Origin of the sequence: Hominibacterium faecale (genome assembly GCF_020734085.1) — a bacterium.
Lineage (GTDB): Bacteria > Bacillota > Clostridia > Peptostreptococcales > Anaerovoracaceae > Hominibacterium > Hominibacterium faecale.
This window is the reverse complement of the sequence record NZ_JAJAGH010000008.1, coordinates 30,548-47,066: the sequence shown is the minus strand read 5'-3', so window position 1 is coordinate 47,066 and position 16,519 is coordinate 30,548. Positions and strand designations below refer to the sequence as shown.

15 protein-coding genes are annotated in these 16,519 nt (G+C 46.2%); 2 read left to right on the top strand and 13 right to left on the bottom strand.

Features of this window, described 5'->3' with window-relative positions:
- Positions 1-37: 37 nt before the first annotated feature.
- From LG211_RS11530 to LG211_RS11470, 13 genes are all read right to left on the bottom strand, one after another.
- A complete protein-coding gene (locus LG211_RS11530) occupies positions 38-1,105 on the bottom strand; it encodes a tartrate dehydrogenase (RefSeq protein ID WP_148395962.1) in 1,068 nt (355 codons plus the stop codon).
- Between the two features lie 31 nt (positions 1,106-1,136).
- Entirely contained in the window at positions 1,137-2,381 is a 1,245-nt protein-coding gene (locus LG211_RS11525) for a phosphoglycerate kinase (RefSeq protein ID WP_269477575.1), read from the bottom strand.
- Entirely contained in the window at positions 2,378-3,400 is a 1,023-nt protein-coding gene (locus LG211_RS11520; protein ID WP_253019840.1) for a type II glyceraldehyde-3-phosphate dehydrogenase, read from the bottom strand. The genes LG211_RS11525 and LG211_RS11520 overlap by 4 nt, the downstream gene beginning before the upstream one ends.
- A gap of 433 nt (positions 3,401-3,833) precedes the next feature.
- Positions 3,834-4,970 carry an MFS transporter gene (locus tag LG211_RS11515; protein WP_253019841.1) on the bottom strand — a complete coding sequence of 379 codons (1,137 nt, stop codon included), beginning with the start codon at positions 4,968-4,970 and terminating at the stop codon, positions 3,834-3,836.
- A gap of 17 nt (positions 4,971-4,987) precedes the next feature.
- Positions 4,988-6,607: an amidohydrolase gene (locus tag LG211_RS11510; protein ID WP_269477574.1), complete on the bottom strand. Its 1,620-nt coding sequence runs from the start codon at positions 6,605-6,607 to the stop codon at positions 4,988-4,990.
- A gap of 292 nt (positions 6,608-6,899) precedes the next feature.
- Positions 6,900-8,309 carry a sigma-54 interaction domain-containing protein gene (locus LG211_RS11505; protein WP_269477573.1) on the bottom strand — a complete coding sequence of 470 codons (1,410 nt, stop codon included), beginning with the start codon at positions 8,307-8,309 and terminating at the stop codon, positions 6,900-6,902.
- A gap of 84 nt (positions 8,310-8,393) precedes the next feature.
- A complete protein-coding gene (locus LG211_RS11500) occupies positions 8,394-8,675 on the bottom strand; it encodes a DUF503 domain-containing protein (RefSeq protein WP_253019843.1) in 282 nt (93 codons plus the stop codon).
- 26 nt (positions 8,676-8,701) lie between these two features.
- Positions 8,702-9,946: a slipin family protein gene (locus tag LG211_RS11495; RefSeq protein WP_269477572.1), complete on the bottom strand. Its 1,245-nt coding sequence runs from the start codon at positions 9,944-9,946 to the stop codon at positions 8,702-8,704.
- 370 nt (positions 9,947-10,316) lie between these two features.
- Entirely contained in the window at positions 10,317-11,225 is a 909-nt protein-coding gene (locus LG211_RS11490; protein WP_148398571.1) for a WYL domain-containing protein, read from the bottom strand.
- Positions 11,225-12,466: a WYL domain-containing protein gene (locus LG211_RS11485; protein ID WP_148398573.1), complete on the bottom strand. Its 1,242-nt coding sequence runs from the start codon at positions 12,464-12,466 to the stop codon at positions 11,225-11,227. The genes LG211_RS11490 and LG211_RS11485 overlap by 1 nt, the downstream gene beginning before the upstream one ends.
- 84 nt (positions 12,467-12,550) lie before the next feature.
- On the bottom strand, positions 12,551-13,333 hold the full coding sequence (locus LG211_RS11480) for a hypothetical protein (RefSeq protein WP_269477571.1): 783 nt from the start codon (positions 13,331-13,333) through the stop codon (positions 12,551-12,553).
- Between the two features lie 8 nt (positions 13,334-13,341).
- Positions 13,342-13,743 carry a molybdenum cofactor biosynthesis protein MoaE gene (locus LG211_RS11475; protein WP_148398579.1) on the bottom strand — a complete coding sequence of 134 codons (402 nt, stop codon included), beginning with the start codon at positions 13,741-13,743 and terminating at the stop codon, positions 13,342-13,344.
- Between the two features lie 66 nt (positions 13,744-13,809).
- On the bottom strand, positions 13,810-14,373 hold the full coding sequence (locus tag LG211_RS11470) for a DUF2284 domain-containing protein (protein ID WP_269477570.1): 564 nt from the start codon (positions 14,371-14,373) through the stop codon (positions 13,810-13,812).
- Positions 14,374-14,962: 589 nt separating this feature from the next.
- On the opposite strand from LG211_RS11470, the gene LG211_RS11465 reads away from it, so the two are divergent.
- Positions 14,963-15,799: an amino acid ABC transporter substrate-binding protein gene (locus tag LG211_RS11465; protein ID WP_227755395.1), complete on the top strand. Its 837-nt coding sequence runs from the start codon at positions 14,963-14,965 to the stop codon at positions 15,797-15,799.
- A 27-nt stretch (positions 15,800-15,826) separates the two neighbouring features.
- Positions 15,827-16,519 (top strand): amino acid ABC transporter permease, encoded by a 693-nt coding sequence (locus LG211_RS11460; RefSeq protein ID WP_227755396.1) that lies wholly within the window; start codon positions 15,827-15,829, stop codon positions 16,517-16,519.

Below are 16,519 nucleotides of genomic sequence, written 5' to 3'. Positions count from 1 at the left end.
TTGAATGCGGCGTTGCCGCATTTTATCCCTTTACCCTTTACGCCCGTTCCAGCAGCCGCACAATTTCATTTCCGACAGCTTCTGTTGTCGAACTCCCTCCTAAGTCGCGTGGCAGGCTCTTTTTTTCTGTAAGAAGCTGTTCAATGGCATCCAATATGCGTTTTCCCCATTCCTCATAACCGAAAAAGTCCATCATCTGGCTGACTGACCAGACCGCTGCAAGGGGATTTGCCTGCCCGGTTCCCGCAATGTCGGGCGCAGATCCGTGGATCGGCTCAAACATGGACGGATAGAGCCTTTCCGGATTGATATTTGCCCCTGCGGCAAGTCCCATACCTCCCGCAATCGCTGCCCCTAAATCGGTGAGAATATCTCCGAACAAATTGGACGTTACTACGATCTGAAACCGCTCAGGTTCTTTTACAAAAAACATGCTTGCCGCATCCACCAGATAGGAGTAGGTTTCCACATCCGGGTATTCCCGTCCGACCTCTTCAAAAATCTGATCCCAAAATACCATGGAGTAATTAAGTGCATTGGCTTTGCTAATGCTTGTCAATGTTTTCTTCTCTTTTTTTGCTAATTCATACGCATAGCGAATCACCCTTTCACATCCCAGTCTGGAAAAAACACTGTCCTGTATCACCACTTCGTTGATTTTTCCCTTGTACATCCAGCTTCCGCTTCCTGCATATTCGCCTTCGCTGTTTTCCCGCACAACCAGCATGTCAATCTGCTCGCGCTTTACACCTGCAAGCGGACATGGGGCTCCTTTCAGCAGCTTGATCGGCCGCAGGTTGATATATTGATCAAACCCTTTTCTGATTTTCAGCAGAATATCCCACAAAGAAATATGGTCCGGTACCCCCGGAAATCCAACTGCTCCCAAGTAAACGGCATCAAATTTTTTTAGAGTCTCCAGGGCATCCTGCGGCATCATTTCACCATGCTCCAGATAATATTCACATCCCCAGGGGAAATCCTCAAATTCAAATCCGATGCCCTTATCCAGCTCTGCAATTTTATGCAGAACCTTTTTTCCTTCCCTGCAAACTTCCGGTCCTACGCCGTCTCCGCCGATTACTGCAATTTTATATGTATTCATTTTGTTTTCCTTTCCCAGAATCTCTGTTCTTTTAACCTTTTGATTGTGCACCGTCCATGGCCTCGATTAAAGGCAGTTTTGTCCCGGATACATACCTCACCATCGCACCTCCTGCAGTGCAGACATAACCAATATCATCCAGATTAATATAGCGCTGCGCCGCACTGACGGTGTCGCCGCCTCCGATGACAGAATAGCCTTTTGCAGCTGCAATCGCTTCCCAGACTTCTTTCGTTCCTCTTTCAAAAAGCGGATTTTCATAAGCGCCTGCAGGTCCGTTTACAAAAATGGTTTTTGCTTGTATGATTTCTCGTCGATAGTGCTCAATCGTTTTTTCTCCAATGTCCATAAACAGTTCTGACTTGGGCAATTCGTCAATGTCCAGCGTACAGCGTTCCCCGCTTCTTTCATACACCACATCAACTGGATAATCGATCTTTTGTGGGTATTTATCAAGATATTGCCTTGCCTCCTGTACGAAACGGTCCAGTCCCCGCTCGCGGATAAATAATTCCTTTTTTTCTCCCAATGAATAGCCTTTCGCCATCAGCATAATTTCACCTGTAACTCCGCAAGTAAGAATTTTATCCGCTTTGCCTGTTTCCAGAACTTGCTTCATCATGCCAAAGGCATCGGAAATCTTTGCACCTCCTAACACAAACAGACATGGGTGGTCCGGAGATTCAATAATCTGATCCAGCGCTTCAACTTCCCGGCACATCAGCTCGCCTGCTGCCGTAGGAAGAAGCCTCTGGAATGCAGCCATGGAAGGTGCATTTCTATGGGCTGCGGAAAAGGCGTCGTTGACATAATAATCACATAAAGGAAGCAGGGATCGTACCAGGTAGGTCTGTTCCATCAATTCTGGCTTTAGCTTTACCACATTCTCAAAGGTTGAAGTCTCTTCAGTAAGATAGCGCAAGTTTCCCAGTAAAAGTCCTTCTCCAGCCTTCAGCTTTCGGATTTCTTCCTGTGCTGCCGGACCGCAGGGATCATCAATATAGCGGATACTCCCGTTTATATATTGATTCAACTTTTGAGCATGTTCTTCCATAGGGATCAGGTTTTCGTAATCCAGCGTATCCCCCTGGTGCGCGATGATCACCAGCTTCGTACCTTTATCTAACAGCTTCTGGATGGTTGGCGCGCTTTTATGAATCCTGTTTTCGTTTACAATTTTCTTCGTACCTGGGTGGATTGGAGAGTTGATGTCCACTCGCAGCAAGGTCACTTTGTTCCGATAATCATAATCGTCCACTGTTTTCCATTTAATCATTTCCATCCTCCCAGGCCAAGATTCTTGTTGGTCTTTTCCACCGCTGTTTTTCCGTCTGTATCCATGGCCATTGCCGCACGAATCGCATCAATCGTCTCAGGAATGGTTACCGATTCCTGTGGAATATGTATTCCAAACATAATATCCTTACCAGATTTTACGATGGTGTCCTCCCAGATGCAGATTTCATACAGATCGCCTCTTGGCCTTCCAAGATCTCTTGCGTATTTGAAGATTGAAGCATTGCCCTGAAATCCTTCATCCAGTCTGACCATGCGAATACGGTTGTGCTCTTTGAATGTATCGATTGCCTCCTTCACTGATATATCTCTCTTCGGTGTTGCCACTACGGTAATAAAGTGTCCATGGGTTACCGGTGCGTGCACCAGGATTCCGGTCGCTTTAATTTCCGGCAAAATCGTCATCAGATCCAGTGCCTGATGATTGGGCGCTTTGTCAACCTGCAGCGCATTGGTCAATCCTCTGTGGTAATCTCCCGGGTCCGCAACTCTCCGTACAATGGTAATCGCGACCTTCTCAATCCCGCATTTTTTATCGAGGCAGTCTACTGCCCGGATCAATCCGGTTGTGTTGCAGGATGTCAGCTTTAGGAAATCCGCATGGAGGCCTTTTTCATAGTTGGCATATCCGTGAAAAAACACATCTGCCACATCATTTTTCTCGCCGCCCTGGAAGACCGCTTTAACCCCATATTTTTTATATTGCTCTTTATTTTTCGCACCAACACCTGCGGATGTCGCATCCAATACAATGTCTGTTTTCTCAAGTGCTTCCTCCAAAAGTCCGCGGACTGGAATCCCGTTTGCTGCAAGCTCGGCCCGGCACGTTTCGTTTACTGCATAAAGATCATATGGCATGCCTTTTTCTTTCAGGGCCCTGATCGACAGACTCATTGCCGCGTCCACAACTCCAATCAGATTCATATCGTCCTGCAGACTAACCCCGTCGGCAAGCCTCTGTCCAATTGTTCCATAACCCACCACTAATACATTCGTCATTGTTTCTCCTCCTCGTTCACTCATTTCCGGAATCACCTTTTTTAAAGCTCCGCAGATGGCATGATCTGCAAGCTGCATTAACGGCGCCTCCGAGTCCTTGTTGATAATATACTGACCTTAATATATTGCAAATTGTATGCCAAATACATTTAGTTTCAAGAAACGCACAAAAAACCTTCTATTTCCTTGAAACAAAAGGTTTTTCTTCAATTTCATTTTAGCCAGGCATTTTTATTGCTAGCTAAAATTGACTATCCGCTCTTAAAATAGGAAGGAATTCATCCCAAACAACGTTATTTTTATAGTCAAAAACGACTATTCACATAGTCGTTTTTGACTTATTTCTGCTTTTTATCTATGCGGCCTGTAAATCAGATGTTTTGTACCGCTTGTCCTGACGCCGCCCTGTTCGGAGCCGATTATCGGACGTTCCTTAATTACAGAAATTATGTTTCCTGCTCTGCCTTTTCCTTCTTTTGCTCATTGTCAATGCGATGATACATGCCAGATATCCTATGGCGATGATGATCGCCGACAAAAGCAATGCCAGTGCTGATCCGAATCCATAAATTGCAGCAAAGGCGATCGCGAATATAATCCCGGCTCCTGCCCCCAAAGAGAAGAACAGTCCGCCTGCCATGCATACTCCGCATATGGCAGTGGCGATCCTGGAATCCAGCTTATCGTAAAATATGCCTGTACACGGCTTTCCCGGTATCACGGTAAACACCATAATGGTTAGGATATTTGCCGCAAGCTGAGGTGAATATCCCAGGTCGCCTAAATAAGCTACTACATGGCCTTTGATGGCTCCCATCGGCAGCATAAAACAGAATACACCTATGAACAGCACCCAGAATTCTGGTTTACGCATGATCTCTCTTATATCGCCTTCTTTTTCTGAAGCCGCATATTCAGATGCTTTCAGTTTCTCAATATACGCCTCATCTTCTTCGCCATATCGGAGCATATTTTTAGTATGCGGCGTTTTTGTAACGAAGGCCAAAGTGAGCGGAACCGTAATGACAATGATTGCTGCGCCCAGGCCAAAATAGGCGGCTTCCCATCCAGATGACTGAATGACGCGTGTGAGGACCTGCGATAGTATCGTTCCACCCACACCGCTTCCAACCATGGTGACGCCCATAGCAAATCCTTTTCTTTTGATGAACCAGCCATCAATGAAAATCGCCGCCGGTATTTGTATGGTTCCTGCAATTCCAATACCGATCAGTCCGGCTGCTATATAAAGCAGCGCCACCGAAGTTACAGTAGCATACATGATATATCCTATGCCCACCAGCGCACAGCATATTGCCATTGGCCATTTCAGATCCCTTTTGTCGGCGATTCTGCCAAAGATCAAAGCGCCCGGTATAGCTACCAGCAGCTCTATGGTAAAAAGACTGGATATGATTGTCCTCGATACCCCTAGCGTTTCAGTCATTGGTGTAAGAAACAGACCAAAACAGTTGAATGCCGAACCATAAATAAAGAAATAAGTAAAAAATCCCGCAGTTACAACCAGCCAGGCGCGCCTTCTGCTTTTCTTAACTAAATTTATATCCATTTAAATCCTCCTCCCATTTAACCTGCGATTTCGCCGCCTGATATGACGGTCTCCACTGTGATTCTCATGATCTCTTCCTTCGGGCAATCAAAAATATTTTCACTGAGAATAATCACATCTGCCAGCTTCCCCTCTTCCAGACTTCCTTTCATATCCTCATCAAAGGAGGCATACGCCCCGTTGTAGGTAAACATTCGTATGACTTCCATCAGTTCCACCTTCTGGCCCGCCCCTACCGGCTCTCCTGTTTTCAGATCTTTTCTGTTGAGGGCACCGAAAAAACTGTACATGGGGTTTGGATAAGAAACCGGAGCGTCTGACCCCAGAGCAGCCACGATCCCTTTTTCCAAATAGCTTTTAAGAGGAAACATGTATTCTGTCCGCATACCGTAAAAGCGATTGTAATCGGCACCGTTTATCGCTATAAAAGCGGGGTTTGCGATTGGAATTATGTTCAGCTCCGCTATTTGATCGAGCAATTGGGAGTTTACAATGCCACAGTGTTCGATTCTGTGTCTGCAATCCTCCCTTGGATATTCGTTCATAGCCTTTTCGATTGCATTTACAATGATCGTCACTGCCTGGTCCCCTACTGCATGCGCTGTGACCTGATAGCCTTTTCTGTGGAGATCAGCTACCATTTTGTCCGCTTCTTCTTGGGTCCATACTAGGATCCCCTTTGAAGGCAAATGGCAATAAGGCTCGATCATCGCCGATGAAGGTCCGCTGGAGCTGCCGTCCAGCATGATTTTCGCAGGCCCCAATTTGAATCGTTCATTTCCACACCCTGTATGTATGCCTGTTCCCACGAAAAGCTTTAAAAAATTACGGGCGGATTCCTTTCCAAATAAATTAAACAGCATTGAGTACATTTTAGTATTCAGCTCACTGTTATTACACATATCCTGCATGATCCTGTAATAGCTGCTGCCATACCCTCCTGCGTCATGGGCTGATGTTATTCCGTAAGATGTCAGGATTTGATCTGCGTTCTTGTAGCCGCCCCTCAGCTCTTCATCGTAAAATTCTACGATCTCGCAGGCATTCCAATGAGCCGTTTCCTTTAACAATCCATGGGGTTCATGTTTATCATTCATCACCACTTCTCCCGGCGCATAGCCTGTATCATCTCGAATGCCTGCCAGCTTCAGCGCCGGTGAATTATAAACGCTCAGATGGGCGCAGCATCTCATACACTGGACTGGGTTCTCTGGAGCGGCCTCATCCAAATCCTCTTTGGAGGGATGTCTCTTTTCCTCCAGCTTGTTGTGATCATATCCCTGCAGTTTGATCCAGCGTCCCGGTGCACTCTTTTTGGCAGCCTCCCGGATCAGCCTTTTGATATCTTCGATGGACTTAACCTTTGGATAGCTGATATCTATGACTCCATGGCCGAGCAAACCAAACATTCCCAAGTGAAGATGAGCATCGACAAATCCCGGCATGACTGTTTTTCCCTGAGCGTCGATTACCTTTGTCCTCTTACCGATCAGTTCTTCTGCATCGTTTGTCCTGCCGACAAAAATGATTTTTTCTTCCTTAATGGCGATGGCCTCCTGTATTTCATTGCCATTGTTGACCGTCACGACATTGCCATTTTTTATGACAATATCCGCTATTGTTTTTGTGTGAAACATAACACCCTCCTTTTCTTCTGCAAAACAAAAAACCTCTTATTTACAAATTTCTTATTTACAGCGCAACTATGATGCCAACGCTGCCGCTGCGCAGAATTTTCTTAATATTTGTAAATATAAAAGGTTTTTTAAGCAAAGTGGGGTCTCTTTTATGTTCTTCTGCCTTTGCTGCTCCAAAAGGGATTCTTGCAATTTTGCATATTATGGGCCGTATTACCACCGAAAAGCTCTAAATATCCAGCCTTAAACATAAAATATGCAGGAACGCAAATATTGTATTCCTGCATATTTTCTATAAACCGTATTTTTTTAGCTTCCTAGAGATTGTGGCTTGGTCAGTCTTTAGTTTTTCTGCCATCACTGTGCCTTTGCCATATACTTTTTTATAATGAAGAAGGATCTTTCTTTCATATTGTTCCATAATCTTTTTCAGTGACATCTCTTCTTCTACTTTGATAAGTTCCCTTCCTCCTTCCCCATCCTCCTCGATGGTGAGGATACCCATGGCAGCAAAGGCTTCCTCCAAAGTAATAACATCATTCGAACTTTGGACAATGAGCCGCTCGACGATGTTTTGCAATTCTCGAACATTTCCGCAATAGTCCAAACCCATCAGATAATTGATGGCATCAATGCTGAATTTTTTATTGAAATCATATTTTTGATTAAAACGTTTTTCAAAATGAGCGATCAAAAGCGGTATGTCTTCTCTGCGCTTATCCAGTCCGGGCATTTTGATATCTACGATATTGATCCTGTAATACAAGTCTTCCCTGAACTTTTTTTCTGCAATGAGCTTTTTCAAATCTGCATTTGTAGAAGCAATAATCCGTACATCAACCTTAATATCTTTCGTGCTGCCTATCCTGCGTACCTGCTGGTCCTGCAGCACCCGCAAGAGCTTGGCCTGCAGCTGCATCGGCATTTCGCCGATTTCGTCCAGCAGTATAGACCCTCCGTCCGCATACTCGAGCAGCCCTGCCTTACCCTTTGGCGCTCCTCCGGTAAAAGCGCCCGGCTCGTATCCGAACAGCTCTGATTCCAACAGCTGCTCCGGTATTGCCGAACAATTTATTTTTACGAACGGTCGCGTTTTTCGCCTGCTCTTTTCATGAAGCAGATTGGCGATCAATTCCTTTCCCGAACCGGACGGCCCTGTGATCAGCACTGCTACATCCCGATCAGCTACTCGGCTCGCAAGATACACGATATCCCGCATAACCTTGCTCTGATAGATGATGTCTTCCTGTTCGTTCAGGATTTCCAGCAATTCTTGATACTTGTTGAAAAGTTTTTCTTTGTCAGATGAAACCGTTTCGATTTCCTGCCTTGCTTCCTCCAGTTCCGATTCATCCAATAAAAAATTGACCGTATATTTTATATGATCAGCATCATCCATCACAGGAATACCTTCAACGACATGGGACTTGCCCGCAGATAATTTCTGGTTAATCACCACTCGTTTTTTATCCTGAATTACCTGCATGGATGCGGACTGGGAAATATAGTTGCTTTCCACATAGCTTTCCATATTTGCCCCGATTGATTCCACGATTGGTATATTGGTTATCCTTGATTGAGCCTCGTTTACAACTACGATTTCGCCCTTTTCATCTGTTATCGTTATTCCTATAAAGGAGTTTTCCAGCAGCACATCAAACAATTCCGCCCTGGTGTCTTTATCGAGATTATGGCTTTTCATTGAAGTACCTCCTCGTCCCCTTATCAGAAATTAACTGCAATTCTATTTTAATCTGAACTGGGAAAAAAGGCAAGCGGAGGGCTTTCACCTCATCTCATACTCCACAGACTGAACCTCTGTCTCTACTGTCTCTTCGATAAAATGAACGATTTTCTCCATCATGCTGTCAGCCTGAGCCTGATGCGCTGCCAGAGCAGCTATACCAACGACGACCGTCTGGTGGGTATCCTGCTCTGCCGTCTCTGCGATTGCTATGTTGAATTTATTGCGGAGCCTGGCGCACAGACTCTTGACGATCATCCGCTTTTCTTTCAGAGAGTGAACCCAGGGAGCATAAAGTTTTATTGTAAGATATAGAATTTGCATTACAGGACCTCCTTGCCGCAATCCCGCTAACGGCCGACGATCTCACGCAGCTGTCCCAGCAAATCGCCTCCCGCCACCGAAATCTCTCCTACATTTTCGCATATTTTCTCCACATATTCCAGCTCTTTCAGTTTGTAAAGGGTCTTGTTTTCATCCATCAGCTTGGCTGTGTTCAGAAGGGAACGGGTGGACGCCACTTCCTCCCTCCTGGTGATCACGTTGGCCTGAGCGCGTTTTTCCGCGATAAGGACCGTGTTCATAATTTCCCGTATTTCTCCGGGCAGGATAATATCTTTGATACCCGCTTCTTTGATCTGCACGTACAGATCCGCTTCCTTTTCTTTCAACTTCTGAAACACTTTCTCCGCCAGTTCTTCCTTGTTTTCCAAAATCTCGTCGATGCGATAATTTCCCGCATACTCGCGGAGGATCAGCTGAGCAGCTACGTGCAGCTGTTCTTGGTAATTATCCAGCTTGATGATCGCTTTTACCCAATCCACAACCTGATAGTTGCACACAAAATTGATACGCAGAGTCACTTTATCTTTGGAAAGAATCTCCTGGCCGCTGATCTCCATCCTCGTCAGACGGGTATCCACCAGCTTAACGTTCACCTTTGTCTTGCCCCTCCAGAAATAATAGGTGCCTGCATCCAGTACGCCGACGAATTTCTGATCATAGAACAGCACGCCCTTTTCGTATTCAGCAACCTCTGTTTTTATGTAATAGCTGGCGGGAATCTTGTCGAAGATGTGAGCGGGAATCTCCTGCGCCACTTCCGGGCGGTCAATCCCTGCGGAAATGAATTCATGCCGATCATAAAGGGACCAAAAGGCATATCTTCCCGTATCCAGGCATTGGTCAAAACGCCCGTTGACAAAGTGGAGGACCAGTTCCTCATCTCCCACATTGACTACCTCCACCTGCTCCTGAACAGCCTCATTTCTCAAAAGCACATCCAAAGAACAGGTCACCGGCTCCAAAGGCTCATCCAGTTCAACAATTTCCACTTGCGCGCCGCCGAACAAATAGCAGCCTCCCGGCTCCACCAGTCTGATAAACCGGCCTTTTTTAAACAGGAGCCCCCTTTGATTTTCATTGATAATTTTCTTCATATAAATAAACCTCCCAGTTGAAATTCGTTTGGCAATCTGCCATGAACATGGTACGGCGGAAACATTCAGTTTGCTGCCGCAGCGGCGGAAGCAGATGCTCTGGCCGGCTGGGGCGCACAAAACGGTATCCTCTTTCCGGCAGGGTACAATGCTCATTGTCAGCCTGCTCCTTCACCAGACGCATATCTGATCAAGGACGACTTGACGTGGCCTATTGCCTTACTTGAGATGACGGATGTCATCTGTTTTCGTCTTTCAGACAAAACACAATTTTACTTACCAAAACCGCTTGGCTGAGTCAGATAAACTCAGGCAGGAATCGAACCTGCGATCTGGGGAGTCGAACCCCATCGCTTTTGCGATTGCCATCCATGTGCAGTTCATGCTTTGACATACGCCCCGGTACACCTGGCGCACCGCAGTGCCCGGCCCATGTACGGCCGCAGACACATGCTTAAGCATTCTTGCAGTTTTTAGTATACTGGGAATGGTTTCCTATATCATGGAAAAAAAGTTGCGAACCTTATTAAAGTCCGCAATCTTTTTGCATCATCAGTCTTTCTTTGATCCGTTCTAAAAAGCCTGCCGGTTCGGTGACCTTTACCATGGGGCCGAAAGAAAGCACCCGGATCACCAGTTCCGTTTCATCATCCCGCTGGTAATCAATTCGCAGCCGATATCGATGATCCGAAAGCTGCTCCGCTTCCTTTTGGAAATGGGCAAAATGGAGCATCACCCGTTCCAAAGCGTTTCTTTCATCGGTCAGTTCTAAAACAAAATAATCCGATTTTTTTACCGCAGGCTCTTTTATCTGCCCATCGCTTTGTCCCACCGGGCGGCACTCTTTTATCCTGGCGATATTGACAATATCCGCATATCTGGTACCCGCCACCAGGGCTCTGAACTTGTCGTCTTTTTCCGAGTATTCCATCTGATAGGGCACACAAACAAACTCCCGCGCCGACCCCTTGCGGTTTTCATAGAGCACGTGAACTTGCTTCTGATTTTTTATGGCATCGAGGATCATCCGGAAGTTTTCGCGGTACGCTTGGTCATCATATGGATCCCCGTCGTCATATTGATCAAAGACCACATAGTCCTGGGGTGTGAACAAAGGCTCTATGCCCTCCAGCCCTTCAAAATTCACGTCGAAGAGCTGTATCCTCGGATCCAGGCTGATCGCTTTCAACCAGCGCTTTTGAAGCAGGCTCACCGGCAGGGAAGGGTCGTGCTTCAGCGGCGTGAGCCCCTTTTCATCGATCAGCTTCCATTCTTGTTTTTTCAGTGCCGGCTCGATTGTCAGAAAACTCTCCGAAAAGGCATTTTCCGAAACGATCTGCCTCATCGCATCCCAATCGACGGTTCCCTTCCGCGCTTCTTTGAGGATCCTGGCGACCGTATTGTAGTAACAGCCGTAGATTTCATGAAACAGCATTACCCTTCACCTCCTATGCCATAGAGCCGGCACATTTCTTCAATATCCTGCCGGAATTGATTTTCAATGGTCCGATTGGAAAAGTTCATGGAAAGGATCCTCCCGATAAAGGTTCTGATCCAGGGGATCATTTCTCCGCTGTCGTAGACGTCTGCGGTAAACCTGCAGGTGCTGCTGTCCAGGCGCTCCACCGTGCCGCACCGCTTTTCCCGTATCAATCTTTGATAGATGTGCTCCTCTCCCTCCCCGATCTGTATGGTGAACTCCACATGTTCCAGGGCGGTGCTTCTGCTCTCGCAGACAACACCCCATATCTGCGGCCGGATGGTCTCAAGTTTTTCCCTCAGCCTGGCAAAATCCGGTGAAACCTCTCCTTCGTCTATCTTTACGATTCGATCCAGGCGGTAAGCTGTGATTTTTCGCTGCTTCCGGTCGTAGCCCATCAAATACCGCCTGCCGTTTTGTGTGCTGGCAAAGATTTTTAAAGGCACCGCCCGCCTCGTGGAGTTGGTGTGCGGATTCTTTGTTGTCAGCTGCAGAGCGATCTCTTTTTCGTCAGAAATTGCGGAAAGCAGGCGGCACAAAATTTCATCGTCCAGTGTGCAGGCAATGTAGTGGTGCTTAAAGGTGAACACGGAGCTTTCCATTCCCGGCTGATCCAGCAGAAAGCTGCCGATCACGCCCGCCGGCGCGGTTTCTGAAAAAAAGGCGATGGCCTCCCTCATCGGCTCAATCGCCAGCTCCCCGCTCCTGCTGTAATACATCTGTCTGCCTTGTTTCCGATCTGCAAGAATGCCCAGTCCGATATATTCCTTCAGTTTCTTGCGAACGGTGGATTCATCCAGGATCATCGGTTCCCGAAAGCGGGATAGGTACTCGCTTTCCAGTTTTTCCATAATTTCAGTCAAGGACAGCCATTCTTCGGGTTGGTGGAGGATATCGAGAATCAAAAAATGCAGGGTAATATCCCTGTCCGTAAAGCTTTTGGCCTTCCATGCTTTATAGAGAGGGTTTTGCCTTGTCCTGCGGCTGTCGATGGATAGAAAAACGTTTTTACCCGTCGCCGTCTGGTGAAACTTCATATATTCGCCCAGATAGCTTTCGATCCGCCGGCGCTCATTGTCATAAGAGCGGGCGCTCTTTTGTTTGAAGTTGTCCCGGCTCTTAAAGCCGTAGACGTAAAAATCCCGCATGTAGCTGCGGATACGTTCAAAGTTTTTGATTAATTCGGTGTATGCCATTGATCTGCTCCTGGGTAAATTCCTGATCGGGGGGGGCTCTGGTGGTTGTTGCGGCCGTGCGATCCCTGAGAAAACGGCATCTTCTTATATTTTATATAATATCATCCAGTTCTTTTTACAATTCTCTTTGTCAGATTGGATCGTGATTAAGATTTTTTCTTCATCAACGGTTGTACCATCAAACCCAATGAAATAATACCCGCGCTTTGGAGTAAGAACCGTTTTCTGGGCTCTATAAAGGACCTCTATCTTTTCTTCTCCGACACCTGCCAGCACGCCGTCTTTTTCATAGATGTGATATGCGCTCTTATCTAATTCCCCTGTAAACCCGTCTCTCACGGAATAAAGGTCGAATCGATCTGATCGTTTTTTGTATCCATAACCGGATTTCCAATTAATAACATGGTCAATCCCTCCTTGCTCCATTGCTTTGCAAAGGGCCTCATAGTAAGGCAGGCTGTTATCCGGGCAAGACACCTTGTGTATCTTATTATCCATAAAATCGACTCGATAGAAACGACCGTTTCCACAAATCAAATCAACACGCTTGTCTGTCCATCGCACCACCTCATTAAAAGAGGTCATAAAACCATTGGGCAAATTGACGATCTTTTTTGACCTCTTTTTAAAACTAACATATATGATGCAGTTATTCTCCGCACAATGCAAAAAGACTTCTTCATCATGGACAAAACCTTCATATATAAAAAGTTCGTCGTCCATTTGCATATGGTCGATGCAGTTGAATTTCATGTCAAGTACGAAAAGGCCCTGGTAGTTATCGTTGATAAAAATCTTATCATGTTCGGTCTTTACAAAATAAATGTCATTATCTTCAAGGCAGTGTTCGCACAGTTTTTTAACCATAGGTCGCATCAATCCCCGTAAAGTTCCGTTTCCACTACGCACTCGTTCTTGATACGGCCCACCAGATATTGCAGCGCCTCGATGATATGCGGCCGGATGTCTCCGCCGATGAGTACGTACATGATATCGTCCCCCACCTGCAGCTGGCCCTGTGCCAGCCAGGTTCTGATATAATAGATGCCGTCCATCTTATAAGTTTCGTCAATGATGGCGTTTACTTTTTCCTGATCATAGGAAAATTCCATACCCACAACCGGCCGGGTATTCTCTGCGCCCTGCCGCACTTTTGCCTTGGCGCTTTCCCGGACAACGCCGTTGTGCGTCAGGTACATGCCGATTTTTTTAGCGCTTTCGTGCTGCTTGGCTTCCTTTAACCAAGCGTCCATGGAAGGGATGTTGTTTTTATTCATAAGATCGATACCTCCTTAATTACTTAGAATCTTTTCAAATGGCTGCATTTTGGGTTTCGGTTCATTCTAAATCTGAGGCTTTTTCAAAAGCCCGCAGACCAGTACAAAGCGACCCGGAAGTACGCCTTCCCGGATCCACTCCAGCTCTATACCCATGAGTTTGTTAATGGTCAGTCCTACATTGCCTCCCAATGCTTCAATGGAGTATCGCATTTTTTCGGGAAACCTGCAAGCCTCTTTATCTTTTCTGGTGCAATCGTCCTGGCAAAGCTCACAGCTGCCGGCGGAGAGGCTGACGCTTCCCGGAGTCTGCTGCTCAATCTCATAAAGCTCCTCTGTCAACTGCTTTTTGACCTGTTTGAGAGAATCGTCGATGATACGGTCCATTTCCTCCTGATCAAATTTCTTTCCTGCATGGGCTTCATCAAAGATAATTTCTTCCGCATAAAGGTCCAGGGTTTCAAACTGTTTCCAATAATCGATCGGGGAGAAATCAAAGGGCGGGCATGCCCAGAATGTCTGGTAGTTCGGACAGGTTTGGCAATACGTAAGAAACTCCTCTATGTTGACGTAACCATCCAGATATTCCTCTATCCCAACTGACATACAGTGTCGTTTTGTTGTATACATTCGTTCCTCCATACTTCAGATTTGGCTTTTCCTCCGTTACCGTTATTTTATCATCTGTGCTGTTATATGTATAGCTGGATTTCTCCGTCCTTTTGTTTTGCATTGGTTATATTTCAGGCTGCGCGGCAAAAAGTATCAAGATTGATATGTGCGATCTCGTATCCTGATAGTTTCGCTTGAAGCTGCTTCTCATATCAGGATAACAAGCCTGCCAGACTGTCGTGCTTTCTTAAAAAAATTCACTTTTTGATATTTCCTTCCGTATGCCGACTCCCAATGACCTGATACAACCCATCACCAACTCAAAATTATAGTGTAGGCCAAAGCACCCAAGTTCGCAGAGCAGTGAAGCGGCAGTATAAAAGTCGCCATGGAGTCTGCCTCCTTCACAGGCGAACCCTGCAAGCCCATCAACTCACCCCAGCCGCCAACCTTCACAACCTTTCCCAAAAACCATTGATTTTCGTCCATATTTATGGTACCATTTTTAATATAGTATCGCTTTATTCCAATAACGCAAAGATGTCGCATAGGAATAAAGCGAACTTATTCTTACTTATTACTCATTAAGTTATGGAGGAAACACATCATGAAAAAGAAACTATTATTACTGGCAGCTGTGCTGGTACTGGTTGTCGGCTCACTGGCTCTCACCGGATGCGGCGGCAGCGACAAGGAAACTGCTGACGATTCTTCTTGGGAATATGTACAGGAAAAAGGTGAACTGATCGTAGGCCTGGACGATACCTTCGCTCCAATGGGCTTCCGCGATGAAAGCAACAATCTGGTTGGATTCGATATCGACCTGGCGACAGCTGTCTGCAAAGAACTGGGCGTGAAGGTCAAATTCCAGCCCATCAACTGGGATTCCAAAGACATGGAACTGACATCCAAAAACATCGACTGCATCTGGAACGGCATGTCCATCACTCCTGAAAGAATAGAAGGCATGTCCCTGTCCAACAAATATCTCAACAACAAGATCATCGTTATGACACTGGAGAAGGATGTAAAAGTGGCAGCTGCTGAAGATATGGCAAAATACAAAATCGGAACCCAGGTAGATTCTGCTGCTCTGGAAACCATGAAAAAGAACGAAGCCTATGATTCATTCAAAGACAACATCACCGAATACAAAACATATGATGAAGCGCTGATGGACATGCAGGCCGGCAGAGTTGACTGCATCGTCGTTGACCAGGTACTGGGAGAATACAAGAACTCCAAATTGGACAAGAAAATGACCGTATGCGACTTTAACTTCGGCGATGACTTCTATGCCATCGGCTTTAGAAAAGATGACAAAGCTTTGACAGCCAAAGTAAACGAAGCCATCAAAGCCACCATCGACAGCGGTGAAGCTGAAAAGATCAGCGATAAATGGTTTGGAAAGAACATCGTAATTTTTGAAGAACTGGATAAATAAATAAACATACTTGGAGGAGTTGCTTCTATGAGTGATTTTATCGCAAGTCTTCAGGACACCCTGGAATATATGGTGGTCCTGATGCCCTCGCTCCTGACAGGAGCCTGGTGTTCGCTAAAACTATTTGTTGTGACCCTGGTTCTCTCATTGCCGCTGGGACTGCCCTTCGCACTGGGCAGCAACAGCCGCATCGGGATTTTCCGGGTACTTGCAAAACTATATATTTGGATATTCAGAGGCACTCCTCTACTGTTGCAGCTGTTCTTCTTTTACTTTTTTCTCCCCATTGCTTTTGACATTCGGTTCTCGGCATTTACAACGGCAACCTTGACCTTCGTACTCAACTACGCCGCTTACTTTGCTGAAATCTATCGCGGGGGGATCAACAGCATCGACAAGGGACAGTATGAGGCCGCCCATTCGCTGGGCCTTTCCAGGACCCAGACCACCTTTGGCATCATTTTGCCTCAGACCATGAAATGCGTGCTGCCGCCGGTTTCCAACGAAGCCATCATACTCATCAAAGATACGGCCCTGGTTTCCACCATCGGCGTACTGGAATTGATGAAAGCTTCCTCTTCGGCGGTAAATCGGGATGTAAACCCGTTGGCCTTTTTGCTGGCGGCCATCATCTATCTGATCTTCACCTTCCTGCTCACCCTTCTGTCCAATTATCTGGAAAGAAGGTTCTCAGTCTATGACGCGAAGGAGGAATGGTAA